Raw genomic sequence first — 25,408 nt, forward strand, 5'->3', positions numbered from 1 at the left:
GTGTCGTCGCCTTCGCTAGTTTCGTGTCCAGGTCTTCACTGCGTCGAGGTTGAGTTCGACGCCGAGACCGGGTCCCTCGGGGAGATGAAGTTGTCCCTCGGCGTAACGAAGCGGCTCCTGCAGCAATTCCTCGTCGAACAGCAGCGGGCCGAAAAGTTCGGATCCGAAGTCGATTCCGGACTCAGCGCAGGCGAAATGCAGCGACGCCGCTGTGCCGATCGGACCCTCGATCGAGGTAGCCCCGTGGCACGAGATGCCCGCGGCTTTCGCTACCGCCACGACGTCGCGGCTGCGTTTGAGGCCTCCGCATTTCGTCGTCTTGATCGCGATGACATCCGCAGCCCGACGACAGACGACCTCGAGCGCGTCGTGCGGCGTCAGGACGCTCTCGTCGGCCATCACCGGAATCGGAAGCAGCGCATTGATTTCGGCGAGAACCTCGAGCTGCTCGCCTGGAGTCGGTTGTTCGACGAGTTCGACGCCTGCTGCCGCGAGGCGAGGCAGGTACTTCAATGCGGTCAGTCGATCCCAGCGAGCGTTTATATCGACGCGGACGCCCGCCTTGCCCTGCAGTGCCTGCGCAATCTCGATGATCCGTCGGGTATCGGTCTCGGGATCGAGGGCGCCCATCTTGAGTTTGAAACTGAAGTTCATCCGAGCGTCCAGCTTCGCCTGTGCTTCCTCGACGATCTCGGCCGCAGGCGCGGCGCCGAGTGCCCACGTGACGTCGATGCTGTGCCGAAATGCGCCGCCGAGCAACGTGTGTACGGGCACTCCGAGGCTGCGTGCCCAGGCATCGTGCATGGCGACATCGATTGCAGCCTTTGCGAATTGCGCATTGGCAACAACCCGATCGATGTCGGCTAGCGCGCCCGTGATCTCGTCGACCCTACGGCCTAGCAGTATCGGCACCATGTAACGCTCGATGAGGGCCTGCATCGTTTCGACCGACTCGCCACCCCACCAGGGGCCGCCGGGCACGACACCTTCGCCGTAGCCGATGACTCCACGCGACGTCCTGATCGCGACGAGCAGCAGCGGTTGCGCCGACATGGACGTGGTCGCGAACTTGTGCGGCCGGATGAGTGGGACGTCGAGAATCGTCGTCTCGACGGAGGCGATGGTCAGGTCGTTCATCTACCGATCCTTCTGTGTGACGGGCGTTTTCGTTCAGGCAGGATCGAGCACGAAGTTGTAGGTCACGTGGTTCTTGCCGTCGTCGCCCGTGGTGGGATCGAGGATCAATTCGGGCTTGGTCGCCGACGCGACATCGCTGTCGAGCCATTCGCCGCCTGCGAAGTAGAGCTGGGTGGTCACCGATTCCTTGCCCGGCGCCGAGACGATGAGGTGCAGGTGGGCGGGACGCCACGGATGCCCGTTCTGCGCCTCGATGAACTGCCCGGTCGGGCCGTCGGTCGGAATCTGGTATGGCGCAGGCTGAATCGTCGTGATCTCGTAGCGACCGTCTCCGTCGGTGATGATCGTGCCGCGCAGGTTCCAGTCCGGGAGGTGCGGGGCGAAGTGGGAGTAGTAGCCGTCGTTGTCGGCGTGCCACAGCTCGAGGCTCGCGCCGGCGAGTCCGTTGCCATCGAGGTCGGTGACTTGTCCGGCAAAGACCAAGGGCGTGATCTCGCGGTCTTCTGCACGCATCGGCAGCGTCGAGACCGAGGGAAGGATCGGCGCGTTCGCCACGTAGTACGGACCTTCGATACTGCCCTTCGTACCCTTGCGACTACGAGCGAGGACCTCTTCGACGGCATGCTCGATGAAGACGTCGAGGAACAACGGCCACTCGCCACCTTCGCCGACGTCGATGAGCCACTGCTTGAACACGCGGTACTCGGGATAGGTGACGCCGTGCTCGAGGATGACATTGTGGAGTGCGCTCAGTGCGTCCTTCGCGATCGCGGCGAGGCGCTCGGGAGAGGTGTCGGCGGTTGCGCGTTCGTTCTTGAATTTGTCGGTCGCGGCACTGCCGGATCCTGCAGCGGTCGGGCTCGGCATTGCAGTATCGGTGTGGGTTTCGATGGTGGTCATCGGGGTCTCCTTGGGCTGGAGGTCGGCGGAGCCGGTGAGGATTGTGATGTCAGGTGTTGTGTTGTACGCTATGCGTACTTGCTAACCGCAATGCGTACACCTCTACTGTGCGCGCTGTCACAACGGATTGTCAACCGTGTGGAGGGGTGAATGACGTCGGAGAAGTTGCCCGAGAACGACCGCGACTACATCCAGAGCATCGAACGTGGATTCGCTGTCCTGCTCGCGTTCGACGCGGATCGCCCGAATCCGACGCTCGCTGAGTTGGCGTCGGCAACGGACCTGTCCAGGCCTGCCGTGCGTCGCATACTGCTGACCCTGCAACGTCTGGGATACGTGACGGGTGCGGGAACCCGGTGGTCGCTGACGCCACGTGTGCTGAGCATCGGCCAGCACTATTCGGCGACCAACACACTGCTGGAGTCCGCAATGCCGCGACTGCTCGAAGTTGCCGAAAAGACCGAAGAGTCAGCATCTCTCGGAGTGTTGGACGGGGTCGACGTCGTGTACGCCGCTCGGGTTCCTGTGCGCCGAATCATGAGCATCAACGTCTCGGTCGGCACCAGGGTGCCTGCCTACGCCACATCGATGGGCCGCGCCCTGCTCGCATGGGCGTCGGCGGAGACGGTCGACGATGTGGTCGCGAATTCTCGTTTCGAGAAACTTGTCGAAGGCACCATCACCTCGCCCGAGGCGCTGCGATTGGAGTTGGCTCGGGTCCGCGAACAGGGTTACGCACTGACCTCGGAAGAGCTGGAGAAGGGCCTCATCTCGGTGGCGGCGCCGGTGCGCGATGCGCGTGGCACGGTCGTCGGCGTGATCGCGTGCTCGACCTCGACGGCCCGCAACACACCGGAGCAGTTCCGCGAACATGCTGTGCCGATCGTGCTGCGTGCGGCTGCCGATTTGAGCGCCGATTTGGGCTTCGCCTCGTGAGTCCTTTAGGAGGTTGGGCCCTCCAAAAGGACTCACGAGGCGCGTAGCGCCCTGAAAACCGCGGCGAGGCCCTGGCCACCGCCGATGCACATCGTCTCCAGCCCGTAGCGGGCCTCGCGACGTTCCATCTCGCGCAGCAGGGTCGCCAGAATTCTGCCGCCGGTCGCTCCGACCGGATGTCCCAGCGAGATGCCCGATCCGTTCGGATTCAATCGTGCATCGTCCGGCGCCAGATCCCACGTCCGCAGCACCGCAAGCGTTTGCGCGGCGAACGCCTCGTTCAATTCGATGACGTCCATGTCGTCGAGCGTCAAGTCCAAGCGCGCCAACGCCTTTGCGGTCGCAGGCACCGGACCGATCCCCATGGTCCTGGGCGGTACACCCGCCACCGCCCAACTTGCCAGCGTCGCCAACGGCCGCAGACCGAGCTGTCGAGCACGCTCGGGCGTCGTCACGATGCAGATCGCTGCGCCGTCGTTCTGTCCGCTTGCGTTGCCTGCCGTCACCGTGGAGTCGGGATCGATCTTGGCCCGTATCGCTCGGAGGCCGCCAAGGGATTCGACGGTCGTATCGGCTCGTGGGTGTTCGTCTGTCTCGACGATAACGGTGCCGGACTTACGCTGGGGGACAGGTACTCCCACTATCTCGTCGGCGAAACGGCCGGCTGTCTGGGCAGCGACGGCACGCTGGTGCGACTGGACTGCGTACGCATCCTGGTCGGCTCGGGAGATGGAGAACTCGGCGCGCAGATTCTCGGCGGTTTCGATCATGCCGCCAGGCACCGGATAGTCCTTGCCACCGGCTGTGACGCGGGCTCGCGCCAGTCGATCCGACAGCGCAACTCCGTCACCTTTGACGCCCCACCGCATACCGGTCGCATAGAACTCGGCCTGACTCATCGACTCGACGCCACCGGCGAGAACGAGGTCGCTCGCACCGGTCGCAACCTGCATGCAAGCTTGGATCACTGCCTGCAGTCCCGACCCGCACCGCCGGTCGATCTGCATGCCGGGCACGTCGATGCCGAGCCCCGCGTCCAGCGCGGCGACCCGGCCGATGGCAGGTGCCTCACCATTGGGGGAGGATTGGCCGAGGATGACGTCGTCGATATCGGCTCCGGAGATACCGGTTCGTGTGACGATCTCGGTGATCAGCGTCGAGGCAAGAACCTGCGGCGCAATGTCTTTGAACACTCCACCGAAGCGTCCGACAGGGGTTCGTACGGGCTCGCAGATGACGGCGTCGGGCATGGTTGTCCTTCTAGTTCTAGAGTCGGGTGAGGTCGACGTGTATCGCGTCGGCGGTGGCGAGTAGAGCGGGTAGCAGGTTCTTGCGTACCTCGGTCGCCGTGTATCGCGACGACTGTGTCGAAATGTTCACGGCCGCAACAACGGTGCCGTCGTGATCGCGTATCGGCGCGGCCAGCGAGCGCAGACCCTGTTCCAGTTCCGAATCGACGACGCAGAACCCTGCAGCGCGAACACGCGAGATCTCCTTGCGTAAAACATCTTTGGACGAGATCGTGCGAACGGTCAGCGGACGGAGGTCGGCATCCGCAAGGTAGGCGTCGAGATCGTCGCCCGAGAGTCCCGCGAGCAAGACCCGTCCCATCGAGGTGGCATACGCGGGGAATCGGGTTCCGATGGTGATGGACACGGTCATGATTCGGCTGACCGGAACTCGCGCGACGTAGACGACGTCGGTGCCGTCGAGGATCGATACCGAAGTGGATTCGTTGACACGCTTGGCAAGTGCCTCCAGGTGCGGGCGTGCGACGTCGGGCAGCGTGAGGCTCGACAGATAGCTGTAGCCGAGCTCGAGTACCTTCGGCGTCAGCGAGAACAGCGAACCGTCGGACCGCACGTAGCCGAGTTCGGTCAACGTCAGCAGGAAACGCCGCGCCGTGGCCCGAGTCAGGTCGGTCGCCTTCGCGACGTCGCTCAACGTCTGGCGCGGGTGCGCCGCGTCGAAGGCCCGTATGACCGCGAGGCCACGGGCGAGGGATTGAACGTAGTCGGTCGTCGGTTCCGTCATGTCCGCGCTGCCGTTGTGATGTGCTGGGTAATCAATTCGTTCACCCGATCTGCCTGCTCGACGCTTGCCAGGTGTGCGGCCGGATCCAACACGTGGAGAATGGAATTCGGGATTGCATCGGAGACGATCCGAAGGTCGGCGGGCGTAGTCGCTGGATCCTGCTCGCCCGCGATCACGAGGGTCGGAGCGGAGATGCGAGCGAGATCGTCACGACCGTCCCAGCCGGCGATGGCCTCGCAGCACGATGCGTAACCATCGTCGTCGGTGTTCTCGATCATGGAGATCGAACGCGCTGTCAGGTCGGGGTGCTGTGCGGCGTAATCTGCTGTGTACCAACGGCCGACGACAGCGGCGGCGATCGACCCGGTTCCGTTGGCTCGCACGGCAGCGGCGCGATCGATCCACCCCTGCGGCACACCGAAACGTGCGGCCGTGCAGATCAGCGTAAGGGTGCGAACCCTGTCGGGATGGTCGACGGCGATCGATTGTGCGATTGCTCCGCCGAGAGACAACCCGACGAGGTCGACCGACGTCAGCTCCAGTTTGTCGACCAACGCGATCACGTCGGCGGCGAGGGACTGGATCGTATACGGCCCTGTCGGAGTTGGCGATTCGCCATGACCGCGGAGGTCGACCGTCAGCACCGCATGCGTCTCGGACAGTGCGGCAACCTGCGGATTCCACATCGACCGATCGGACCCGAGGGAGCCGAGGAGCACGATCGTCGGGCTATCGACCGAGTTGTCGGTGAGTTTGTAGGCGAGTTCGACGGACACTCTCGAGACCTCATGTTCGGTATCTGGACGGGTATGCGCTATGTGAACAAGAGTAGCTGCCAAGCGAGGTCGCGGGCAATCGCACGTTCACGATGCGAACGTAAGTTCACAATACGCACCAACCTCGGTATGCTCGATCCCATGATGGACAAGGTTGTTACCACCGCGGCGGAGGCCGTCGCAGATATTGCGGACGGCGCATCGCTCGCGGTCGGCGGATTCGGCTTGGTCGGTGTGCCGGAGGTGCTGATCAATGCACTGCTCGAGCAGGGCGCGACGGACCTCGAGACTGTCAGCAACAACTGCGGCACTTCAGGATTCGGGCTAGGTGTGCTGCTGGCCGAGCATCGAATTCGGCGCACGATCAGTTCGTACGTCGGAGACAACAAGGAGTTCGCCAGGCAGTATCTCTCCGGTGAGCTCGAGGTCGAACTGACTCCGCAGGGCACGCTCGCCGAACGTATGCGCGCGGGTGGTGCGGGAATTCCTGCCTTCTTCACCCCGGCCGGCGTCGGCACGCAGGTGGCCGACGGTGGACTGCCGCTGCGCTACGACGGCAGCGGCGGGATCGCTGTTGCGTCCTCGCCCAAAGAGACGCGCGAATTCGACGGAACGACCTACGTCATGGAACGAGGCATCGTCACCGATTACGCACTCGTTCATGCCTGGAAAGGCGATCGGCACGGCAATCTCGTCTACCGGCGGAGCGCGCGGAACTTCAATCCGCCTGCGGCAGCAGCCGGCAGAATCACGATCGCGCAGGTCGAGCACCTGGTCGAGCCGGGAGAGATCGGTCCCGACGAGGTGCACACGCCGGGCATCCATGTGCAGCGAGTCGTCCACGTCGGCAAAGTGACCGTGGGAATCGAGAAGAGGACGGTGCGGTCGTGAAACTGACTCGTGAGCAGATGGCGGCAAGAGTCGCACAGGAACTCGAAGACGGGCAGTACGTAAATCTGGGCATCGGCATGCCCACCCTTGTTCCCGGCTTTCTCTCGCCGGACATCACCGTCGTGCTGCATTCCGAGAACGGCGTCCTCGGCGTCGGTCCGTATCCGACCGAAGACGAGCTCGACCCCGAGCTGATCAACGCGGGCAAGGAAACGATCACCGTGTTGCCGGGTGCCTCGTACTTCGACTCGTCGGCGTCGTTCGGAATGATCCGCGGCGGTCAGGTCGACGTCGCCGTGCTCGGTGCGATGCAGGTCAGTGCGAAGGGCGACCTAGCGAACTGGATGATTCCCGGCCACATGGTCAAAGGAATGGGCGGCGCGATGGATCTGGTCCACGGCGCGCGGAAAGTCATCGTCATGATGGAACACGTCTCGAAGAGCGGTGCCCACAAGATTCTCGACGAGTGCACCTTGCCGCTGACCGGATTGGGTTGCGTGCAAAGGATTGTCACCGATATGGCGGTGCTCGACGTCACTCCCGACGGTCTCGTTCTGCTGGAGACGGCGCCGGGAGTAACCGTGGACGAGGTCCGAGCCGCGACGGGAGCTCGGATCCTCGATCACGTTCACGCGAGCTGAGCGAACTACTTCTTGAGGAAGTTCTTCGGCAGCAGTCGTCCGCCGATCTCGGCGAAGGCCCGCTGGTACGACGAACCGCTGAGTCGAATGAGCAGATCCAGCGCATGTGCGTCGTAACCGACGAGAATCTTCGCGTCGCCGCGCTCGACGCCCTTGAGGATGGTCTTGGCTGCGGAATCGGCACTGGTGGTGGCGATTCTGTCGAAGAGCTGATTGAACGCTTCGAGTCCGTCGCCGTCGGCGGTCGTGCTGTTTTTCGCGATGTCGGTCTTGATGCCGCCGGGGTGGACGCACGTCACCTTGATCGGCTGCTTGGTGAAGAGCATTTCCTGGCGGAACGACTCGGTGAAGCCGCGCACAGCAAACTTGGCGGCGTTGTATGCACTCTGGGTCGGCATCGAAAACAGGCCGAAGACACTCGACGTGTTGACGACATGTCCGTCGCCGGCTGCCAAGAGGTGGGGGAGGAAGGCCTTCGTGCCGTTGACGACGCCCCAGAAGTCGACGTCCATCACGCGTTCGAAGTCTTTGAACTCGGTCTTCTCGACGGTGCCGCTGAACGCGATGCCGGCGTTGTTGAACACGTAGTGCACCGCGCCGAAGTGCTCGGCTACGGCATCCGCCCAGGTCAGCACGTTTTCGCGTTCTGCGACGTTGATGAGGTCGACCTTCATCTCTGCGCCGAGCGCTCTACACTGCCGAGCTGTTTCTTCGAGACCGGCGGCGTTGAGGTCGCAGATGGCGAGTTTCGCCCCGCGGCGAGCGAGTTCGACCGCCAAGCTTCGGCCCATGCCTGCCGATGCTCCGGTGATGACGGCGACTTTGCCCTCGAACTTGCCCATGCGGTGGTTCCTAACGTCGTTGAAAGGCTTACTGAACATCGCTCAATAGATTAGCGGGTGTTCATCCTCACGCGCTAGGGCACCGCGCGCCGAGTGCATAGCTTTGCAGGGAATTGGACCAGTCTGCGCCTGCAAAACTATGCACTCGATGTCGGTCAGCGGTTCTTGAAGTACGAGACGTCGTCGTTGCCGATGAGGTCGGGCACGGTCCAGCCGTCGAGGTCGTATTCGGCGAGGAACTTGTCGGCGAGACCCTTCATCGCTGTGGTTCCACCACGAGCCTCGGCCGCGAACAACAGCTCCGCCTTCACGTTCTCGTGGTTACCGGAATAGTTGCGCTCGTAGAGTTCGTGCCTACCGCCGAACTCGGATCCGATCGAATCCCACAGTGCCTTCATAACTTTCACCCGGTCGACCGCGGTGATGCCGTCGCTGCCGCGGACGTACTTGTCGAGGTACGGGCGGACGACAGGGCTCTTGAAATCGGCTGCGCTGGATGGCAAGTAGATCAACCCGGAGGCGACGTCCTGCTCGATGATCTCCTTGATCCGTGGGTAGCCGTGGATCATGAACATCCGATAGGTAAGGCCGTATTCGAGCTTTGGGATGACTGCACCGTTGAGCCACGGCTCTGGATCGCGTGCCATCGATTCCGTCAGCGACCACGTCAGGTTGCGCCAGCCGATCACTTCGCCGACCCGGGTCTGCACGCCGCGGAAGCCGCCCGACCCGGTGATCTCCAGCGCCTTCAGCAGCAGGCCGGCAATGAAGTCGAGCTTGACGGCGAGACGCGTGCAACCCTGGAAAGTGAAGCGCGGCAGGAAACCGGACTGCGGGAAGAACGCGTTGATCTTCTCGACGTCGCCGTACATAAAGACGTTCTCCCACGGCACGAGCACCTTGTCGAAGACGAAAATGGTGTCGTTCTCGTCCATCCGTGACGACAGCGGGTAGTCGAACGGGGTGCCCATCACTGCTGCGGTCTGGGTGAACGACGTGCGGCAGATCAGCTTCACGCCTGGCGAGTCCATCGGTACCGTGCAGATCAGCGCGAACTCTTTCTTCTTGATCGGCAAGCCGTAGTGCGCGATGAAGTTGTAGTTCGTGATAGCCGATCCGGTCGCGACGACCTTCGCGCCACTGACGATCAGTCCGGCGTCGGTTTCCTTCTCCACCTTCATAAATACGTCGCCGACCTCGTCGGGAGACCGTTGACGATCGACCGGTGGGTTGATGATCGCGTGGTTCCAGTACAGGACCTTCTCCTGCGATTCGCGGTACCAGCGCTCGGCGTTGGCCTGGAACGGCGAGTACAGCTCCTTGTTCGCGTGCAACGTGCCGAGGAAGCTGGCCTTGTAGTCGGGGGAGCGGCCCATCCAGCCGTAGGTCATCCGCGCCCATTCCGCGATCGCGTCGCGTTCCTTGAGCAGATCAGCAGATGAGGTCGGCGTCTTGAAGAACGGCATGGTGATGCCACCGTTGCCGGTATCCGTTGGGGCAGTGACCTTGTCGACGTGTTCGCCGGTGTGCATCGAGTCGTACAGGCGAGCGGTCATGCGGATCGGGTTGCGGAACGCCGGATGTGTGGTCACGTCTTCGACGCGTTCGCCGTGGATGTAGATCTCACGATCGTCACGCAGTGATTCGATGTACTCGTCGCCGGTCATGGGCCGCGTCGCATAGTTCTGTTGCTGATTTGCGGGCGAGTTCTCCGCGGGATTGACCTTGCTTGTATCGACTGCGACGCCTTCGACGGGTCGCGATTCCGTGGTGGTCATAGCTGAGTTCCTTTGGTGAGGTGGGGACTTCGGACTGTCAGACGGCGGCGGTGTGGAGGTGGAAAGGGGTGAAGCTGGTACTTGCTCCGAACCAGCCGATTTCGGGGTCGTCCATCGAGCCCTGCCACGTGGCTGTTGCACTCGTTGGGCCGAGGTCGTGAAAAGTGCTGCGGTAGAACAACAACGGGTTCTTCAGTGTTGTGGTTGCTTCGACGATCTCGCCGATGAAGATGATGTGATCGCCGCCGTCGTACTCTGCCCACGGCACACACGACAACGTCGCGGATGCGCCGCAGATGACGGGAGCTGTCGGTCCGTCCGCCCACACCGGTTCCGGTGATTGTGGGCGGCCCGCGAAATGCATTGCGGTGTCGACCTGGTCCGCGGCGAGAATGTTGACTGCGAATGGTGCGCCGCTGAGGTAGGCGCACGCCTTGGACTTTTTCGTCAGCGTCACCTGACACAGGCGCGGTTCCATCGACACGGCCGTGAAGGCAGTCACCGTCGCACCATGCGCGTCGCCCTCGGAGTTCTTACAGGTGATGACGGTGACTCCGCTGGCGAATTGGCCGAAGATGTTGCGAAGTTCGCGTTGCTCCATCGCTGGCCTCCTTCCGGATTTCGGTTCGATGTGACGTAGAACATAAGACGGTGGGTCAGCGCCGGCGATCCGCAAAGCGCGGCGACGATCCGCTTTGCGCGGGCGTCTGGACCAGGGCTTGAACGAAGCCGTGGTTGCCATGAATAGTGGCGAGAGCCACACTCGAAAGAACGCGCCCGACTACGGACAAGGAGGTTCGCCGATGACGTCGCTTCCGGAGGCGAACCCGCCGCAGGACTGGGACGAGGCCTGTCACGCCGTCAGCGACGCCTACTTTCCGCACACGTTGACGCCGCTGTCGAAAGACGACGCGACCCACACTTTCGTCAACGCCGTCGAACTCGGACCGGTGGTTCTTGCCAAGATCGGGTGGGGCGCCGACGTCGCCGTCGCTTCCGATCACCCCGGTGCATACGCGGTGAACATTCCGATGTCGGGACACATCGAGTCGGTGTCGGGCGGGGAACCCGTCTACTCGTCGAACGGCATGGCGACGATCTGCCCGCCCGATACGACGACGCGGATCATCGAATGGACGAAGTCGTGCGCGATCCTCGGCGTCAAGCTCGATCGCGACTATCTGAGTGGTGAAATCACGCGCGTATTCGCACGGCCGGGTGTGCAATTACCGCCGCAGGTCGATCTACGAAACGAACGTGGCGCGAGCTGGCTCGAATTCGTCAGATCTGTTGCAACGCAAGCACAAGGCGACCAAAGCGTGCTGCGGAACAAACTCGTCTCCGATCAGCTCGCGGGTGCGATCACCAGTGCATTCCTGCTTGCTGCTGTGCACGACGACGAGGTCGCGGGGGCGGTTGTTCGGCCACGCATCGTCAAGCGTGTGATCGATCGCATGCAAGCGGATCCGGCAAGAGCCTGGACCGCTGCAGACATGGCCGAGGTGGCCGGCGTCAGCGTGCGGCGACTGCAGGAAGGCTTTCGCGAATACGTCGGCATGAGCCCGATGGAGTACTTGCGCGAGCTTCGTCTGGAACGCGTGTACGCCGACCTTTCCGAGGGCGGCCCGGGGCTCTCGGTGACCGACGTCGCGATGCGGTGGGGACTGATGCACACCGGCCGGTTCGCGGCGGCCTTCCGTCGCAAGTACGGGATGTCGCCGTCGGAGGCGTTGCGCGGGCAGTGACGATTCCCGGAGCGAATGCGACATAGGTACCGCTATGCGGGACGAGTGTCGCATCGGCTCCGGCTGGGTCCGGCAAAAGGGGTGCGCCTCCGCGCAACGTGTTCAAGCCAAGGAACCGCACTTCAGCGACTTATCGGTGAACTAGGCGCCAATCCTGTCGCCAAAATCGGGAGCGCATTCAAACCCGATGAGCGTGTCGCCGACCGTCCAGCACGCCGGACGAACCGGAAGCTGCAAACGGAGGAGCTGCGGGACTTGATCGACAAATACCGAAATGGAGCGACAGCCAACGAACTTGCCGATCAGTTCGGGCTTCACCGCCAGACAGTCAGTGCTCACCTGCGCCGTGAGGACGTTGCGTTGCATTCGCGGGTCAAGATGACGCCGGAGATTGTCGCGAAAGCGACGACGCTGTACGCGGAGGGCTGGTCGACGGTACGGATCGGCGAGAAGCTTGGGCTGGGACCGAGCACGGTCGGAAAGGCACTGAAACGCGCAGGAGTGAGGATGCGCCCAGCGGTAGCTGAACGGTGGCACCAATAAGCTATCGACCTGTGATTTACGCAGCCAGGTAAGCCCTTCTGCAGTCTTGGAGTTCCTGCCAGTGAGCTTGGAGCCCCGGAAGGTTCGGTGCAACGCCGAGTGAGGCAAGAGGCTGGGAGTGTCCAGCGATGTATCGACAAGCCTCTTCAAACACCCGGGTGACGACCGCGATTGCGTCCGGGAGCGATGTGATCTTGATTTTTGCGAGGGCTGTCATTCTGACGTTTGGCTGGTATCTCAGCGATACCTCCTGGAGTAGCTCCGTTTCGGTGAAGACTTCGCACCATGAGCGGATCCAGTCGTATCCTTCGCGGACTAGCGCCGAGCGCGCCTCACCCTCGACTGATTTTGCCGCCTCGATCGTCTTGTTGATGTTCCCGCGAAGATTGGACAGGCTGTCCCACCGCGGCCCACTGGCGCGTGTCACCTGCCCCTTGCCGTCTTCATCGGTGATCTGGAGGTAGACGCACCGCTTAGACGTCTCGAAGAGGGATAGCAGCGTGGTTGCGAAGAAGATGTCGTGGGTGAATACAATGACCTGATTGTCATCGGCCAAAAGGGCCACACGCTGGGCCACTTCGTTGATTCGACGGTGGTCCAGGCTGGACACCGGGTCGTCGAAGATCACCGGCGCCGTAATACCAGCGAGTCGCGCCTCAGCTAGGAAGTCCGCGATCGCGAGTACTTTCTGCTCACCCTCCGACAAAATCTTAGACGGCTTGTACTTGCCCTTCATAACTTTCCTCCGGTGGGCCTTGCCCTGGCGGCCAACGAATTCAAGCTTCAGACTCGGAGCACGGAGAGCATCACACTCCTCAGCGAAGAGCTTGTCGAAGTTCTGGTTGATGAGTTGGTCGCTCGCTGTCTTCGATAGATCGGTGACGGCGCGGATCAGGACTGGAAGGGCCTTGGACAGGATTTTCAACTTGTCGGCCTCCTTGGCGTTGCCGACCTGAGCTTCAATCTGAGCCCACGAACGGGCCAGCTCTGCAGCGGCGGTCAGTTCCGTTAGATCCTTCCGGTTGGAAGCCAGGGCTTCGGCTCGGTTGGCGTCCTGCCGCTGAAGCTCGCCGACCTCGGTCCCTATAGTCGCAGCGATTTCTCCGAGGGATACTTCAAGTTCTGCGATATTCTCAAGTGCATCGGCCGCCAATACCGACTGGTCCGTAACGGTCTGCTGAGTCGCAACGACGGCTTCCCTCAAGGTGACCAAGCTTGGGTAGAAGCCCGGTTGATCGGACCGCTCCTTGTATTCCTTTAGTAGGGACACTATGTCTGAGTCGTCCAGTGTTCGGACCCCGGAGGTGAGTTCCTGTATTGCTGTGTTGCATTCAGTGATCGCACCCGAGATTTTGTCCGCGAGGTATTCGCCGTACTTCGACACAAGATCCCGCGCTCTATCGCCTAGCGGCTGACGGCAATATAGACATTTGTCGTCATCGTGAACACTGAGATCGACCAGGTGCTGCTTGTACTGCTCGCCGCTCGCAACGAAACTCTCCCATGTCCCCTCTGGCTCCGCCGGAAGGGCCGCCGCCTTGAACAATTCAGTTCGAAAGGCCACGTAATCTTTGTTGAGTTCCTCGCGCATTGCCAGCCTTGCGTTATACCCCGGTGCGTCGAATGCGCCCAGCGTCTTGACTACCTTGACCGCCTGGGTCATCACGGCATGTTCCCGCTGACGCAGTTTGAGTAGCGTTCCAGTCGTGTTTGCATCGAGAGCTGCGACCGCGCGACGGAGTACTTCGATGCGTTCGTCAACCTTGGGGTCTTTGTCCGAGAGTCTGTCCAGCTCGTTGAGATCTGTTGTCGCACCAAGGGTTTCGATCAGAGGGTACACCTTCGACGTGCGTGGAAATCTTCCGAGCAACGTCGTCGCGCCGCCCGACAATTCTTTGATTGCCGTGTCGATCTGGGCCTGGACCGCTTTTATGCCCGCCACAGCGTGATTGAATAGGGCAAGAACTGTCGGAACGTAGACATACTCAAGGTCGTCGTCGACGTGAAAGTTCACGGATGGAGTGTCGAATATTGACATTCGCGTGAATGGAGCGACCCCACTTTCGCCGCTCCAGATGAACTGTCTCTCCTTGTCGCCGAGCTTAAAGGCGATGGCAGCATGTTGCGGTTCTTCGGAGTCCGCACCGATGTCACGGAGGACGACATCCGCAGTCCGACTGTCCGCGAGCGCCTTGAAGATGCGCGAGTAGCCGGTCTTTCCTGTTCCATTCTCGCCGAAGAGAATTGTTAGTCCTTCATGCGGCTCGATGACTGATCCCGGAATCAGGGCGTTCACTCCCGTGACGCCGTCGAGTTTCGTGATTGTCAGCGGTAGCTCCGCTTCCTCATCGCTTGATTCGATCTCGATCTTGGGTTGCTCGGGCAGCTCGCGCTTGTCCAACGCCTTCTCTTGCCTGAAGAGGCGGTAGGCATCGTCGATAGCGTCCGCGCCGACCGAGCGCCGTGTGGCCAAGACTTCTCGGACTATCAGCCGAATCCACTCATCGTGCTCGTTCGCCCATTCGGCCAGCGCATGGCGGGGATCCACCGGAACCTCGGTGTTGATGTCGTTCTCTCCCTGAGTTGCTCCGTTAACTACCTGCCTATCACTCATACCCCAGGCCCCCATTCCTCATCGGCCAGCGGCGCAGCATTCAGTTGGTCGCGGCGAGCGCGCCAATCGGGCAGAAACTTGTCCATCAATCTTGTGAAGCGTTCTCCGTGGCCGCGTTCGAGATAGTGCGTCATCTCGTGAACGACGATGTACTCCAAACTTTCGGGGTGTTTCTTGACAAGTTCGACATTGAACCAGATATGTCCGGTCTCCCGATTGCAGGATCCCCACTTGGTCTTCATCTGTCGGACACTCCAACGGGACACCGACACCTTGAGGACTGGTTCCCACTTCGCGACGAGCGGGGGGATCGCTGCGCGCAAGTGTTGGCGATGCCACCTGTCCAGAAGTTCACGCCGCCGCTCCGTGCTGGTATCGGCCGGGGTGTACAGAAGTAATCGTTCGCCATCGACTTCGAAGTGTGCGCGACCGGGTCGCTCGATGACTCGAAGCCGTTGTCGGATTCCCCAGAAATAGTGGGATTCGCCGGTGACCATGTCGCGCGCCGATTGCCGCTCTACAGCCTGAAGTTGATTGCGCTGCTTCTTGATCCAGGGCAATCGCTGGATCACGGCAAGGCGCACCCGGTCATCGTCAAGTCGTTCGGGTGCGGCAACTCGGACCCGACCTAAAGGTGGGTAGACCCCGATATGCAGGTTCTTTATGTCTTTGTAGACGACGTCGATGTCGATCCCTGCAACCGTGAGATACGCGCTAGCGGTATTCATCGCGGGCCTTCACCAGGTCAAACAGTTCGTCGAGTCGATCGAAATCAGTGGGCAAGACCGCACGAAGGGCACGCTTGACCTTGCGCTCCTTCATACGGCTACCGATCCACTGATCAGGTTTGCCGCTCATCACAGCATGATCAACTTCTATGGCCAGCTTCTCGCTCGGAAATCCAAAGTCGACAAGTGCCCGTTTGGCACCGCTATTTGCCCACTCGGGGTATTTGGTGTCGGATTCGCGCGCGCCCAGCTGCTGGGCTTGTTCGATCAGCTTCGCCAAGTACGCCTTATAATCCAGCGCGCCTTTTCGTCGCTGTTCGATGAGTGCGTCGAGAAGGGCCGACATTTTGTCGTAATACTTCGGGTTCATCGCGTGTTCGTCGATGATCACCTTGCGCATGTTGTTGGTGATCGTTGCCGCAGCAGCAGCGGGATCGCTCTTGATTCCCTTGGGCAACTTGTCGATGGCGCCAGCTCCGAGCTTGACGATGAGCTGGATTAATCCTGCGTCCTTGAAGTCGGAGACGACCTCTGATGCGTCGGCCTGGATGTAGGTGTCGAGCAGGAACCGCATTCCGGCCTCGTATTGTTTGAAGTCGATGTCCTCGCCTGCGCCAAGCTTCACCTCGTCACGAACGTTCGAGTAATGAGCGATCTCGGCCTTGATGGCGGCGGCCTCGGCGTCGCTGTAGCCTGCCTCCTTCATCTCGTTAGCAATCGCACCGAATGCGCGCACTACGGACGAAACAGCTTTATACAGCTCGACACGCTTCGGTTCATTCGCCTTGAGTTGCTCGGCGCTGCCAGCATCTTTGGCGCAGAAGTACTGCTGGTACTGCAGCGTGTCCTTTGGCGGCGCAACCGGCTCGCAGAGCGCCCGGATCTTTTCGAGTGCTTCGTCGAGGTCTTCGCGGGCTTTCTCGAAACGATCCGACAGAAGGCCTTCGATGTCCTTCTTCTCGAAGCCGTCGAGGGCGCCACTGGTGTAGTCGGTGAGTGCGGTCTCAAGTGAGTTGAACAAATCCTGGTAATCGACGATATAGCCGTAGTCTTTGTCGTCACCGTCCAGGCGGTTCACTCGGCAGATTGCCTGAAACAGCCCGTGGTCACGCATCTTCTTGTCGATATAAAGATAGGTCGCGCTCGGTGCGTCGAAGCCGGTCAGGAGCTTGTCGACCACTATTAGCAGTCGCATCTGCCCTGGGTGGTTGACGAACTTGTCTTTGACTTCCTTTTCGAACTGTTCGACTTTGCTCATCGCGGCGTCGGGCGATTCGCGGAAGTGGTCGGCCAGCATCTGGCGATAAATGTCGTACTGGCGGAGCTTTTCGGTGGCACCTTCGCCGGAGTCTTCCTTGGAGATGTCGCCAGCTTGCGGTTCGTAGCTGGTGACGATGGCGCATTTGCCCTTGAAGCCGGCTTGGCTGAATAATTCGTAGAACTTGCAAGCCTGGTAGATACTGGCGCCGACTAGCATCGCGTTGCCGCGTCCATCGGACAATCGTGGCTTGGTTTCCATATCCAGCAGGATGTCGTTGACGATCTGACGAGAGCGCGGCTCGGAGCTGACGACCTTTTGCATTGTGCCCCAACGCTTCTTCAGCTCGGCGCGGGATAGATCAGTCATGCCCTTGGTTTTGGCCTCGAACCATTGGTCGATCTTTGCGGGCGAGGTGATGTCTTGGTCGATGTTGCGGGCCTCGTAGCGTAGATCCAGCACAACGCCGTCACCGACTGCTTCGTCGAACTTGTAGGTGTGAATGAAGGTACCGAAGGTTTCAATGCTGGTTGCGTTGTCCACCTTGAGTAGCGGTGTGCCGGTGAAGCCGATGAACATCGCACCGGGCAGCAGCTTCTTCATGGCGGTGTGCATTTTGCCCGATTGCGTGCGGTGCGCTTCGTCGACAAATACGAAGATATTGCCTTTGGCCGTAAAGCCTTTCGGAATCTTGGAACTCAAGTCCTTGACGAAATCGCCGTCAGGGTCGCCGACCGACTTGTCGTCTTCGGAATTGCGGAACTTGTGGACTAGTGAGCAGATCAGCCACTGCTCGGACGCATTGAGTGTGGCGAGCATGTCGGCGCCGCTTTTGGTGCGATAGATTGTTTCATTGACACCGTTGAACACACCTTCTATCTGATCATCCAGCTCGGTGCGGTCGGTGATCAGCAGCACCCGGGAATCCGGTTGGTTTTCGCGAATCCATTTGGCCAGCCACACCATCGTCAGTGACTTACCCGAGCCCTGGGTGTGCCAGATGATGCCGCCCTCACGCTGAGCGATGCGCTTTTGCGATGCCTTAACCCCGAAGAATTGATTGTGCCGACATGTCTTCTTTGTGCCCGCGTCGAACACCATGAAGTCGTGGATGATCTCCAGTAGTCGCGACTTTGAGCACATTTGGGTCAGCGCACGATCGAGCGGATCGGCAAGGTCCGAAGGCTCTTTCCATTCCAGCCAGTACTTTTCAGGTGTGTCGATCACCCCGTAACGCAGTCCCTCCACATCGTTGCCTGCCATCAGCAACTGCACCGTGGTGAAGAACGAACGGATGAACTCGTGCTTTTGGTTGCCGATGTTCTGCCGAATGCCTTCCGACACGGCGACTTTGGAGCGCTTCAGCTCGATGACGCCCAGGGCGATGCCGTTGATATAAATCACTACATCCGGCCGCTTGGTGTGCTCGCCCCGCACTGTTACTTCCTCGGCGACAGCGAAGTGGTTTGCCTCGGGGTGCGCCCAGTCGATAAGCCATACAGTTTCGGTCTGCTCGCCAACGCCAGGTCGGACTTTTACGCCGTAGCGCAGCAGTCCGTAGACGTCCCGGTTGGCCTCGTACAGGTCGCGGCCACCACCGAGCGAGGCGTCTTTGCGCAACCGCTCGATCGCCTTGTTGATCAGGTTGTCGTTGTACCCGCGAGCCCGCAGATTCTGATCTAGCAGCGCGGTCTCGATGTTCGAGTTGCGGTCGCGGTACTCCCAACTACCCAGGTAGTCGTAGCCGAGGGTCTCGCCGAACAGCTCGACGACGCGATCTTGAGCCTTGCGTTCTACTTGCCCGACGTTACTCATGATGCCGCTCCCTCTGTTGGCAATCGCGTACGCCCGGTGAGCAATTCCTGCATCATGCCCTGTTTCATGGCGCGGGTCTTTGCCAGCCGCGTCGCTAGGATTTCGATCCCTTCGTCCATGTCAGCCAGCCTGGAGGATATGGCACGCTGCTGTTCGATCTTGGGGAAAGATATCGGAAGCCCTGCGTACTCATTCCCGTTAATGCCGGGCTGTCCACTGCGCACGGACATTACGGCGACCCAGTCCCAGTAGGACTTGCTCTGTACGAAATATGAGAGGTAGCTCGGATCAAGGCGTGCCGGATCTGGAGTTACACGGATAAGAAAGCCTGCGTATACGAGTGGACCGTCCTTTGGCCGATATCGATACGCCTTCCCAGTGCTAGCGCCTGTCCGCGCAAATACGAGGTCGCCATCGCGGAGAAAATACGATTTTGCAGACGGATGTCTAACTGAAACCTTCGGATCAGGCGTAAACCTTCCGTCGTCGCTAATGTCGGTGATTCGGAGGTAAGTAGGTTCATCATGGGAATATGTGGACGCGGCAGCATTGATCCCGTAACTAGGATGGCCGGTTAGCAAGGTACCAAGCTGCTGGAGCTTCCAGTCGTCATGTATATCTGCCGTCAGAAGTTGTTGCATGGCGCCCTGCTTGACCGCCTGCTTCTTGGCGATCAAGCGCTCTAGGGAGGAGATCAAGGCATCAACATCCGATAGTGCGTTACCGATGGCGCGCTGTTCGTCACCTCGGGGCGCGGGTAAGCTGTATTCCGCCAACTCTTCTCTGTTTATTTTGGGAATTCCGCTTCGAGCCGACACGCTTATCGCGAACTCGCTGAATCTGTTTGACAGAATGATGCCCAGAATAAATCTACTATCTGTGGAATTTCTTGGAGTAAATGGATACATATCTGCACTGCACAGACCGTGGAAATCGCTGATGATCGCTTTGCGCAGATAGGGTCGAATCTTGCTATATACAACATCTCCGGGCTCGACCAGATACTTTCCACTGATCGCTCCCTGTTCCTCTGCAGTCTTTCGCGCAAGAAGTCTGCCAGTTCCTGCTTGAATATGATCCGGCGCGACCATCAGCATCGTGTTGAAGGGATTCCGAGTCGGGTTCACTTGACCGCTTCGAATTGACACCAATTCGAGTAAGGGTCGTAGGGTCCATCCTTCCGGAACCGCCGAGCTCCTCATCGACGCGTCGCTCATTTGACACCCATGTCCGCGAGGTGAGCCGCAAACTTGGTACTGAGCTGATCGACTTCGGTTTCGAGGTCTTCGAGAGTGGAGTCGTAGCGTTCGCCGAGTTGCTTGATGCGTCCGACGAGGTTGTGAGTCAACTTCTGCAGCTCACCGGCGATACCTGCCGCGACGGTGGCGTGCCATTTGTCGTCGAGTACCAGCTGTTGGATGTCGGACTCGGTGAGTTTGCCATACTTCGCCAGTGTCTTGGTGTCGAGTGCGACCTGAGCGTCTTTAGCGCTCTTCTTGGCGGTGGCTTCGTCGCCGTAAAGCCCGGATAGATGCTGCAACGCCCTGATCTCGGAAGCCGTTGCCTCTTCGCGTTTGGCGACCTTCAGCCTTGCGGCTACCAGGACCTTGCTGATCTTGCCGTCGTCCATCGCGTCTTCGAGGAGCCCGTCCTCGACGGCATGCTCTTCGGTGTATTCCTCGATGCCCCGAGCGGTTTCTTCTGCTGCAGCATTTAGGTGGTCGACTGTCGACTGATCCGCTGCGAAGTAGCGGGCAATGATGAGTGCAGGCGGAACGAGGTCCATCTTGTATTTCGATGCAGCACGACCCGAGCCGACCACGAGGTCGGGGGTTTCGGTGATCTTGCGGTCTTTGTCCTCGATAGTCTTGCGTGGGGCGGCAGCGGTTTGCCAGCCGTCGTTCATGATCAGGAAGACATCGTCGTGCATGACGCCGTGCCAGTAGGTCATCAGCTGCTCATATACGGCGTATTCGTCGAGTAACGGCGTGGTTCTGAATCGAGCAAGCAAATCGTCGCCGAGCGTCTTAATGAGCGCGCTTGGCTTGGTGTCGGCATCAATCGCGGCAAGAACTGGCCGGTGCGGGGCGTACCAGTCGGCTACCTGGGCGTATATTTGGTCGGCAAACTTCACGAACTCGCTTGACGCCAGAACACGCTGCTGTACTTCGGCGACGTCGATTGTCAGCTGGCTGTAGCCGTCGCGGCCAGTGGGGACGAACAAATTTGAACGCAAGCTCGGGAAGGCGTCCCAATAGGCACCCAGCGCGTCGATATCACGCTCGGGGATGCCACCGTGCAAGTGAGCGTGCAGATCCTGGATGTCTTCGAGCTCGGACGAGTCGACATAGCGCGGAATGTTGAGGTTGAAATCGTTGTCAGAGCTGGCAATTTCAGCAAGCGGCACCATCCGCGCATAGCGCGGCAACTCAGTCTGTTTGTTGAAGACGTCGACGGCCTTGTGCAGGTCTTGAGAGCGCAAGCGGTTCTTGTTGCCATCCTTAATGAAGCCTTTAGATGCGTCGATCATGAACACACCCGTCCGGGCGCTGGCGTTCTCTTTATCCAGGACCACCACGCAGGCCGGGATACCGGTGCCATAGAACAGGTTGGCGGGCAGCCCGATGATGCCCTTGATAAAACCGTGCTGCAGCAGGCGCTTGCGGATAACGGCTTCTTTGCCACCGCGAAACAGTACGCCGTGCGGCAGGATCACCGCGCCCTTGCCCGTGCTCTTGAGTGATTTAAGGACATGGAGCAGGAAGGCGTAATCACCGTTCTTTTCCGGCGGGGTGCCGTACTCGAAGCGGCTGAACTCGTTTTCGAGCCCGCTGTTCCATGACTTGGTGGAAAAGGGTGGATTGGCGACCGCGAAATCGAACGTGCGGAGCTCGGAACCCTTTATGAACTGCGGGCTCGTGATTGTGTCGCCCTTGGCAATGACGGCGTCTTCATTGCCGTGCAAGATCATGTTCATCTTGGACAACGCCCACGTGGCGTTGTCCTTTTCTTGGCCGTAGATGGAAATGCCGCGGGGCGCTTCGTCGGCGACCTTGAGCAGCAGCGAGCCAGAGCCACAAGTTGGGTCGTAGACGGTTTGATCTTGGCGGGTATGCGGTCCGATTCCAACGACCTTAGCCAGTATCCGTGAGACTTCGGCCGGCGTGTAGAACTGTCCCTTGGATTTGCCGGATTCAGTGGCGAAGTGCCGCATTAGGTATTCATAAGCGTCGCCGAGCAAGTCGTCGCCCTCGGAGCGGCTGCCCTTGAAGTCCAGATCGGCGAAGATGGTGACCAGCTTGGTCAACCGGTCCTGCATCTCCTTGCCCTTGCCGAGCTTCTCTTCGTCGTTGAAGTCGGCCAGGTCGATGACCCTCTCCAACTCATTCGCCTTGGCAAGAGCACCGATGATGACGTTGATCTTGTCACCGATCTCCTTGTCGCCCTTGAGGGCGAGGATGTCGTCGAACGAACCGCCGGTAGGGACGTCGATCAGGCTGCTCGGATCGGTTTTAGCCTTGTCGGTCACGTACTTCACGAACAGCAGCGTCAGGATGTAATCCTTGTACTGGCTGGCGTCCATGCCGCCGCGCAGTTCGTCGCAGCTGCGCCAGAGTGAGCTATAAAGGTCGGATTTCTTCAAGGCCACGGGCGTATATCTCCATTATTGATAATCATTTTCAATTATAGCAGTGCCGACGCAAATATCCGCAGGTCACAGCTCGGTGATGCCGACAATCAACCGTCCGCCTCGCTCGCCGGGACAGCGTCATCAACCATATCCGGCGCCACCGACGGATCGGCGGAACTCCGGCACGACCACTCCCAGATTTGTAATGTGTGGGTCGGCGGCAATCCGAGGAGCAACTCACTCCGCCCGCCCCTCGTGCACGGCGCGGGCTCTCGGACCAGTTCTTTCCACCCACATCCGCTGGTCCGTCATCAGTGGCCCGCAGTCTCGCGCCGGTGCCTCGCGTGACCATTCGAGCCTTAGCTCGATGCCCCGATCGCGGAAAGTTCGTGTCCGAACGAGTATTAGCGGGTCTGCAACATAGGCGACTGTTTGCCAGGTGGGCCAGACCGGCATGGGCCAGTGGATGAAGATGGTGGCCATTGGGCTGTGCTTGGACGCGTTCAGGTCGAGTTCGACGCCCTCGACGATGAGCTGGTGGAAGTAGTTGCCCTCGACGTCCGGGTTGCGATGGATCGTGAATTGCGGGTCCGATACGTCGTTGCCGTTGACGCGAATCGTCGCCGGTCGCCACGATTCGAAGCCAAGCATCAATCGGACGATCACGTCGACGGCGTTGCCGGACTGGAAGAGTGTCACCAGACCCCACGGTCGCGCCGTTTCGGCCTCGTCCCGAATGAGGGCAGCGAGCTTGAGCGCACCACGGTCTCCGCGCCGTAGGGCGGTTCGATCGCGGACGTGGAACTGGGCTGCGTAGTCGCGAATCCGCCGGTCGAGCGTGTCGCGTCCTACGTTCCAGCCTGCGAGATAGAAGTAGGCCCCGATGTCGGTCTCGGGATCTGTGCCGTGCTGCTCATGCAACCGGTCTAGCCGCTGCCAGGCTCGGTCGGTGTCGCCCATACCGAGCGCTTCGACCAACTCGAACTTGTCGGTTAGGCGCTCGATGCTTGGGTTGCCCGGTGCGCGGCGAAGCCCTCGCAACTCTGTCAGCAGGCGATCGCGTACCGGATCTTGCATCGGCTGACCTTCCTGTCAGTTTCGTGTCAGTGACGACCTGTCGGCTTCTCCGCAGTGTGGGTAGTGACCCCACCGGGGGTCCCCACCCAGGAGGTATTTACCCGATGTCCAATATCCTTCCCCGCACCTCGTCCACGTTGGCTGCCGCCCAAATCCCCGACTCCATCACCCGCAGCGAAGGTAAAGAACTTGCCCGCCTGCAGAATCGCGAAGTAGCGCGCGGCCTCATCACCGGCACGCGCGTCCAAGCCGCCGGGATGGTTGCCGCGATCGGGCTGCAGACCACCGCGATGCTGTCGCGCGAGGCAATCTTCCATGCTGACGGCGATCCGGTGGTGGCCAATCGGCTGAACCACATTGTCGACCAGTACGCCGCCTTCGTTGGCAACGAAGTCGCCAACTTCCGTCACTGAGCGAACGGAGACAATGAGATGCCGAAGAAGACCACGCCGACCAGCGCGTGCAACGACCTGCGACTGACCGTTCCATCACATGACGACCCGGCCGTTGCCAGTGACATCGCCAACTACGTCATGGACCGGGTCCTCAACCTGACCGACGAAATGCAGCGCTACGCGACCGACCGGTTCGACCAGGCCCCAGCGAGCGCGATTCACGCCGGCGAACTGGGAGCCGCCCTTGCCCATGAAGTACTCGACTGGATTCGGCGGTGGCCGTTATGAGCTGGGTCGGCGACGTGCTGGAGTTCGCGCTCCTCTGGTTGGCAATGTACGCCGTCATCTTCGTGGCGTACCTGGCGATCATCTTGTTCGTGATCGACCCGCTGTCGACGTGGCAGGAGCGCCGACGAACGCGACGGCAGTTAATCGACGCCACCGAGCGCGAGCTTGGCCGAATCGAGCGACAAGGGGCGGACTCCGTGCAGCGCATCGAGAGTGCATTCATTGCGGCTCAGCAGATCGTCCGTGACGAGGCGACGAGGCGAGATTCATGACCATCATCGACCCGAATCTGGCGCCCACGGACCGAATTGTCGGGGAGGCCATTGATAACCTCGGCGGATTCATCCTCGACCAGGCTGAGCAGACCACCGCACACGTCGGGTTCGGCTGGATCGTCACGCCCGATGCCCCGAACACCTACGAGGGGGTGCGGCGGGCATACGCCCGAAGTTGTCTCACCGGTGAGCCGTTGCCGATCAGCGGCGAGAACAGCGACGACGTCATCTATACCGATCCGCTGGTAAATGTCGGCCTTCGGTTCTGGCACGACGTCAACCATGCCCGACGTGGATTGAGCTTCGAGTTGGTCGACGAGCTGGAACTCAGCTTGTGGCACCTCGACCAACTGGAGTTGGCCGGATTCCCACGTGGTGGACTGGAGTGGCAGTTACTTCACGCCGACCTGACCGGCCAGACTTACGTCCAGGCGTTCGCGAGGCGGTTCCCGGTCGATCAGCGCCAGTTCGTAAACAGCTGCGTCACTGCAAGTTTCGATCACGGATTGCTCGTAGAACTGCGTCGCCAGCTATGAGCGCATCCGACCCGAAGGCGTGGATCGACAAGTTTGTCGATGCGTGCGTCGGCGTGCTGGGCGGAGTCATCGCCCTGTGGTGTGCGATTCAGGTTCTCGAGTCGATCCTGCCGTTTCTGGTGGTGGTGATCGGAATCGTGGCGCTCGCGGTCGGGTCGATCGCAATATTTCGGTGGTACCGGGACCGCTGGTAATGCGTTTCGCAGCGAACCGGAATATGCAGCGATTTCTCCTCCGGCGGCCTCGTTCCGTTCGGTGTTGTGGAATCGGACAATGTTATTGACCGTTGCATCAATGCAAAGTTAAATAGATTCACCAGTCGTTGCATTAAAGCAATGCGGAACAACAAGCAATTTGAAAGGAGGGGAAAACTATGTCAAAAACACGAAGAAATGCCAGCAGTAAGAATGGCCAAAGTGGTCGTGGCGAACGCCGAATATCCATCCGAGCAGTCCGCCGTGATCCGCCGGATCTACGCAAGTTGAGCCGCGCGGTCATCACACTAGCCCAGATCTTTCTCCGGGCTGACGTGCCGGCTTGATCTGTTTCGGATTGGGTTTTCGATCTT

At 60.3% G+C, this 25,408-nt stretch carries 24 protein-coding genes; 10 read left to right on the forward strand and 14 right to left on the reverse strand.

The features are described 5' to 3' along the window. Window positions 1-15: 15 nt before the first annotated feature. Together ACHIRB_RS19865 and catA are read right to left on the reverse strand one after the other, a co-directional pair. Complete coding sequence (locus tag ACHIRB_RS19865) at window positions 16-1,137, reverse strand: muconate/chloromuconate family cycloisomerase (RefSeq protein WP_395117873.1); 1,122 nt, start codon at window positions 1,135-1,137, stop codon at window positions 16-18. 33 nt (window positions 1,138-1,170) lie between these two features. Continuing rightward, window positions 1,171-2,037 (reverse strand): catechol 1,2-dioxygenase, encoded by an 867-nt coding sequence (catA, locus tag ACHIRB_RS19870; protein WP_395124756.1) that lies wholly within the window; start codon window positions 2,035-2,037, stop codon window positions 1,171-1,173. A 165-nt stretch (window positions 2,038-2,202) separates the two neighbouring features. On the opposite strand from catA, the gene ACHIRB_RS19875 reads away from it, so the two are divergent. Beyond that, the gene (locus tag ACHIRB_RS19875; RefSeq protein WP_395117879.1) at window positions 2,203-2,973 is read left to right on the forward strand and encodes an IclR family transcriptional regulator domain-containing protein; all 771 of its coding nucleotides are present in this window, start codon (window positions 2,203-2,205) and stop codon (window positions 2,971-2,973) included. Window positions 2,974-3,005: 32 nt separating this feature from the next. On the opposite strand, the gene ACHIRB_RS19880 is transcribed toward ACHIRB_RS19875, so the two are convergent. The 3 genes from ACHIRB_RS19880 to pcaD are packed head-to-tail and all read right to left on the reverse strand — an operon-like array spanning window position 3,006 to window position 5,783. Continuing rightward, the gene (locus tag ACHIRB_RS19880; protein ID WP_395124755.1) at window positions 3,006-4,223 is read right to left on the reverse strand and encodes an acetyl-CoA C-acetyltransferase; all 1,218 of its coding nucleotides are present in this window, start codon (window positions 4,221-4,223) and stop codon (window positions 3,006-3,008) included. 16 nt (window positions 4,224-4,239) lie between these two features. Further along, window positions 4,240-5,007 (reverse strand): IclR family transcriptional regulator domain-containing protein, encoded by a 768-nt coding sequence (locus ACHIRB_RS19885; RefSeq protein WP_395116373.1) that lies wholly within the window; start codon window positions 5,005-5,007, stop codon window positions 4,240-4,242. Continuing rightward, window positions 5,004-5,783, reverse strand: a complete 780-nt coding sequence (pcaD, locus tag ACHIRB_RS19890; RefSeq protein WP_395124754.1) for a 3-oxoadipate enol-lactonase — start codon at window positions 5,781-5,783, stop codon at window positions 5,004-5,006. Before pcaD ends, ACHIRB_RS19885 begins: the two co-directional genes overlap by 4 nt. A 144-nt stretch (window positions 5,784-5,927) precedes the next feature. Here pcaD and ACHIRB_RS19895 point away from each other — a divergent pair, with 144 nt between their 5' ends. Then, window positions 5,928-6,674 carry a CoA transferase subunit A gene (locus ACHIRB_RS19895; protein WP_395116437.1) on the forward strand — a complete coding sequence of 249 codons (747 nt, stop codon included), beginning with the start codon at window positions 5,928-5,930 and terminating at the stop codon, window positions 6,672-6,674. Window positions 6,675-6,691: 17 nt separating this feature from the next. Then, window positions 6,692-7,315 carry a CoA transferase subunit B gene (locus tag ACHIRB_RS19900; protein ID WP_395116439.1) on the forward strand — a complete coding sequence of 208 codons (624 nt, stop codon included), beginning with the start codon at window positions 6,692-6,694 and terminating at the stop codon, window positions 7,313-7,315. Between the two features lie 5 nt (window positions 7,316-7,320). Here ACHIRB_RS19900 and ACHIRB_RS19905 read toward each other — a convergent pair whose 3' ends face one another. From ACHIRB_RS19905 to ACHIRB_RS19915, 3 genes are all read right to left on the reverse strand, one after another. Continuing rightward, window positions 7,321-8,157 (reverse strand): SDR family NAD(P)-dependent oxidoreductase, encoded by an 837-nt coding sequence (locus ACHIRB_RS19905; protein ID WP_395116377.1) that lies wholly within the window; start codon window positions 8,155-8,157, stop codon window positions 7,321-7,323. Between the two features lie 155 nt (window positions 8,158-8,312). Beyond that, on the reverse strand, window positions 8,313-9,935 hold the full coding sequence (locus ACHIRB_RS19910; RefSeq protein WP_395124753.1) for a 4-hydroxyphenylacetate 3-hydroxylase family protein: 1,623 nt from the start codon (window positions 9,933-9,935) through the stop codon (window positions 8,313-8,315). A 37-nt stretch (window positions 9,936-9,972) separates the two neighbouring features. Beyond that, entirely contained in the window at window positions 9,973-10,536 is a 564-nt protein-coding gene (locus ACHIRB_RS19915) for a flavin reductase family protein (protein WP_199707852.1), read from the reverse strand. Between the two features lie 202 nt (window positions 10,537-10,738). Between ACHIRB_RS19915 and ACHIRB_RS19920 the strand changes: the two genes are divergently transcribed. Both ACHIRB_RS19920 and ACHIRB_RS19925 read left to right on the forward strand, forming a co-directional pair. After that, entirely contained in the window at window positions 10,739-11,680 is a 942-nt protein-coding gene (locus ACHIRB_RS19920) for an AraC family transcriptional regulator (protein ID WP_395116383.1), read from the forward strand. 255 nt (window positions 11,681-11,935) lie between these two features. After that, entirely contained in the window at window positions 11,936-12,223 is a 288-nt protein-coding gene (locus ACHIRB_RS19925) for a hypothetical protein (RefSeq protein WP_395127753.1), read from the forward strand. A 16-nt stretch (window positions 12,224-12,239) separates the two neighbouring features. On the opposite strand, the gene ACHIRB_RS19930 is transcribed toward ACHIRB_RS19925, so the two are convergent. From ACHIRB_RS19930 to ACHIRB_RS19955, 6 genes are all read right to left on the reverse strand, one after another. After that, window positions 12,240-14,837, reverse strand: coding sequence for an AAA family ATPase (locus ACHIRB_RS19930; protein WP_395124751.1), 2,598 nt, complete (start codon window positions 14,835-14,837; stop codon window positions 12,240-12,242). Continuing rightward, window positions 14,834-15,565, reverse strand: a complete 732-nt coding sequence (locus ACHIRB_RS19935; protein ID WP_395124750.1) for a M48 family metallopeptidase — start codon at window positions 15,563-15,565, stop codon at window positions 14,834-14,836. The genes ACHIRB_RS19930 and ACHIRB_RS19935 overlap by 4 nt, the downstream gene beginning before the upstream one ends. Further along, the gene (locus ACHIRB_RS19940; protein WP_395124749.1) at window positions 15,552-18,638 is read right to left on the reverse strand and encodes a type I restriction endonuclease subunit R; all 3,087 of its coding nucleotides are present in this window, start codon (window positions 18,636-18,638) and stop codon (window positions 15,552-15,554) included. The genes ACHIRB_RS19935 and ACHIRB_RS19940 overlap by 14 nt, the downstream gene beginning before the upstream one ends. After that, window positions 18,635-19,855 carry a restriction endonuclease subunit S gene (locus ACHIRB_RS19945; RefSeq protein ID WP_395127754.1) on the reverse strand — a complete coding sequence of 407 codons (1,221 nt, stop codon included), beginning with the start codon at window positions 19,853-19,855 and terminating at the stop codon, window positions 18,635-18,637. The genes ACHIRB_RS19940 and ACHIRB_RS19945 overlap by 4 nt, the downstream gene beginning before the upstream one ends. After that, entirely contained in the window at window positions 19,852-22,287 is a 2,436-nt protein-coding gene (locus ACHIRB_RS19950; protein WP_395124748.1) for a type I restriction-modification system subunit M, read from the reverse strand. The genes ACHIRB_RS19945 and ACHIRB_RS19950 overlap by 4 nt, the downstream gene beginning before the upstream one ends. Before the next feature lie 219 nt (window positions 22,288-22,506). Beyond that, window positions 22,507-23,346: a hypothetical protein gene (locus tag ACHIRB_RS19955; protein ID WP_395124747.1), complete on the reverse strand. Its 840-nt coding sequence runs from the start codon at window positions 23,344-23,346 to the stop codon at window positions 22,507-22,509. A 104-nt stretch (window positions 23,347-23,450) separates the two neighbouring features. On the opposite strand from ACHIRB_RS19955, the gene ACHIRB_RS19960 reads away from it, so the two are divergent. Genes ACHIRB_RS19960 through ACHIRB_RS19980 form a run of 5 tightly spaced genes read left to right on the forward strand, consistent with a single transcriptional unit; the run spans window position 23,451 to window position 25,034 of the window. After that, window positions 23,451-23,759 carry a hypothetical protein gene (locus ACHIRB_RS19960; RefSeq protein WP_395124746.1) on the forward strand — a complete coding sequence of 103 codons (309 nt, stop codon included), beginning with the start codon at window positions 23,451-23,453 and terminating at the stop codon, window positions 23,757-23,759. An 18-nt stretch (window positions 23,760-23,777) separates the two neighbouring features. Further along, window positions 23,778-24,029, forward strand: a complete 252-nt coding sequence (locus tag ACHIRB_RS19965; protein ID WP_395124745.1) for a hypothetical protein — start codon at window positions 23,778-23,780, stop codon at window positions 24,027-24,029. Further along, window positions 24,026-24,301 (forward strand): hypothetical protein, encoded by a 276-nt coding sequence (locus tag ACHIRB_RS19970; RefSeq protein ID WP_395124744.1) that lies wholly within the window; start codon window positions 24,026-24,028, stop codon window positions 24,299-24,301. The genes ACHIRB_RS19965 and ACHIRB_RS19970 overlap by 4 nt, the downstream gene beginning before the upstream one ends. Then, window positions 24,298-24,840: a hypothetical protein gene (locus tag ACHIRB_RS19975; RefSeq protein ID WP_395124743.1), complete on the forward strand. Its 543-nt coding sequence runs from the start codon at window positions 24,298-24,300 to the stop codon at window positions 24,838-24,840. The genes ACHIRB_RS19970 and ACHIRB_RS19975 overlap by 4 nt, the downstream gene beginning before the upstream one ends. Beyond that, window positions 24,837-25,034: a hypothetical protein gene (locus ACHIRB_RS19980; protein ID WP_395124742.1), complete on the forward strand. Its 198-nt coding sequence runs from the start codon at window positions 24,837-24,839 to the stop codon at window positions 25,032-25,034. Before ACHIRB_RS19975 ends, ACHIRB_RS19980 begins: the two co-directional genes overlap by 4 nt. The last annotated feature ends 374 nt before the right edge of the window (window positions 25,035-25,408 follow it).

The sequence above is a fragment of the Antrihabitans spumae genome, from assembly GCF_043944905.1.
Lineage (GTDB): Bacteria > Actinomycetota > Actinomycetes > Mycobacteriales > Mycobacteriaceae > Antrihabitans > Antrihabitans spumae.

Bases quoted from the DNA above. Each gene is read 5' to 3' on its own strand.
- ACHIRB_RS19865 (WP_395117873.1), bottom strand. From the start codon at position 1,137: ATGAACGACCTGACCATCGCCTCCGTCGAGACGACGATTCTCGACGTC.
- ACHIRB_RS19905 (WP_395116377.1), bottom strand. From the start codon at position 8,157: ATGGGCAAGTTCGAGGGCAAAGTCGCCGTCATCACCGGAGCATCGGCA.
- ACHIRB_RS19900 (WP_395116439.1), top strand. From the start codon at position 6,692: ATGGCGGCAAGAGTCGCACAGGAACTCGAAGACGGGCAGTACGTAAAT.
- ACHIRB_RS19920 (WP_395116383.1), top strand. From the start codon at position 10,739: ATGACGTCGCTTCCGGAGGCGAACCCGCCGCAGGACTGGGACGAGGCC.
- ACHIRB_RS19935 (WP_395124750.1), bottom strand. From the start codon at position 15,565: ATGAATACCGCTAGCGCGTATCTCACGGTTGCAGGGATCGACATCGAC.
- ACHIRB_RS19970 (WP_395124744.1), top strand. From the start codon at position 24,026: ATGAGCTGGGTCGGCGACGTGCTGGAGTTCGCGCTCCTCTGGTTGGCA.
- ACHIRB_RS19915 (WP_199707852.1), bottom strand. From the start codon at position 10,536: ATGGAGCAACGCGAACTTCGCAACATCTTCGGCCAATTCGCCAGCGGA.
- ACHIRB_RS19960 (WP_395124746.1), top strand. From the start codon at position 23,451: ATGTCCAATATCCTTCCCCGCACCTCGTCCACGTTGGCTGCCGCCCAA.
- ACHIRB_RS19955 (WP_395124747.1), bottom strand. From the start codon at position 23,346: ATGCAAGATCCGGTACGCGATCGCCTGCTGACAGAGTTGCGAGGGCTT.
- ACHIRB_RS19880 (WP_395124755.1), bottom strand. From the start codon at position 4,223: ATGCCCGACGCCGTCATCTGCGAGCCCGTACGAACCCCTGTCGGACGC.
- ACHIRB_RS19910 (WP_395124753.1), bottom strand. From the start codon at position 9,935: ATGACCACCACGGAATCGCGACCCGTCGAAGGCGTCGCAGTCGATACA.
- ACHIRB_RS19930 (WP_395124751.1), bottom strand. From the start codon at position 14,837: ATGAGTGATAGGCAGGTAGTTAACGGAGCAACTCAGGGAGAGAACGAC.
- ACHIRB_RS19975 (WP_395124743.1), top strand. From the start codon at position 24,298: ATGACCATCATCGACCCGAATCTGGCGCCCACGGACCGAATTGTCGGG.
- ACHIRB_RS19965 (WP_395124745.1), top strand. From the start codon at position 23,778: ATGCCGAAGAAGACCACGCCGACCAGCGCGTGCAACGACCTGCGACTG.
- ACHIRB_RS19895 (WP_395116437.1), top strand. From the start codon at position 5,928: ATGGACAAGGTTGTTACCACCGCGGCGGAGGCCGTCGCAGATATTGCG.
- ACHIRB_RS19885 (WP_395116373.1), bottom strand. From the start codon at position 5,007: ATGACGGAACCGACGACCGACTACGTTCAATCCCTCGCCCGTGGCCTC.
- ACHIRB_RS19945 (WP_395127754.1), bottom strand. From the start codon at position 19,855: ATGAGCGACGCGTCGATGAGGAGCTCGGCGGTTCCGGAAGGATGGACC.
- catA (WP_395124756.1), bottom strand. From the start codon at position 2,037: ATGACCACCATCGAAACCCACACCGATACTGCAATGCCGAGCCCGACC.
- ACHIRB_RS19940 (WP_395124749.1), bottom strand. From the start codon at position 18,638: ATGAGTAACGTCGGGCAAGTAGAACGCAAGGCTCAAGATCGCGTCGTC.
- ACHIRB_RS19980 (WP_395124742.1), top strand. From the start codon at position 24,837: ATGAGCGCATCCGACCCGAAGGCGTGGATCGACAAGTTTGTCGATGCG.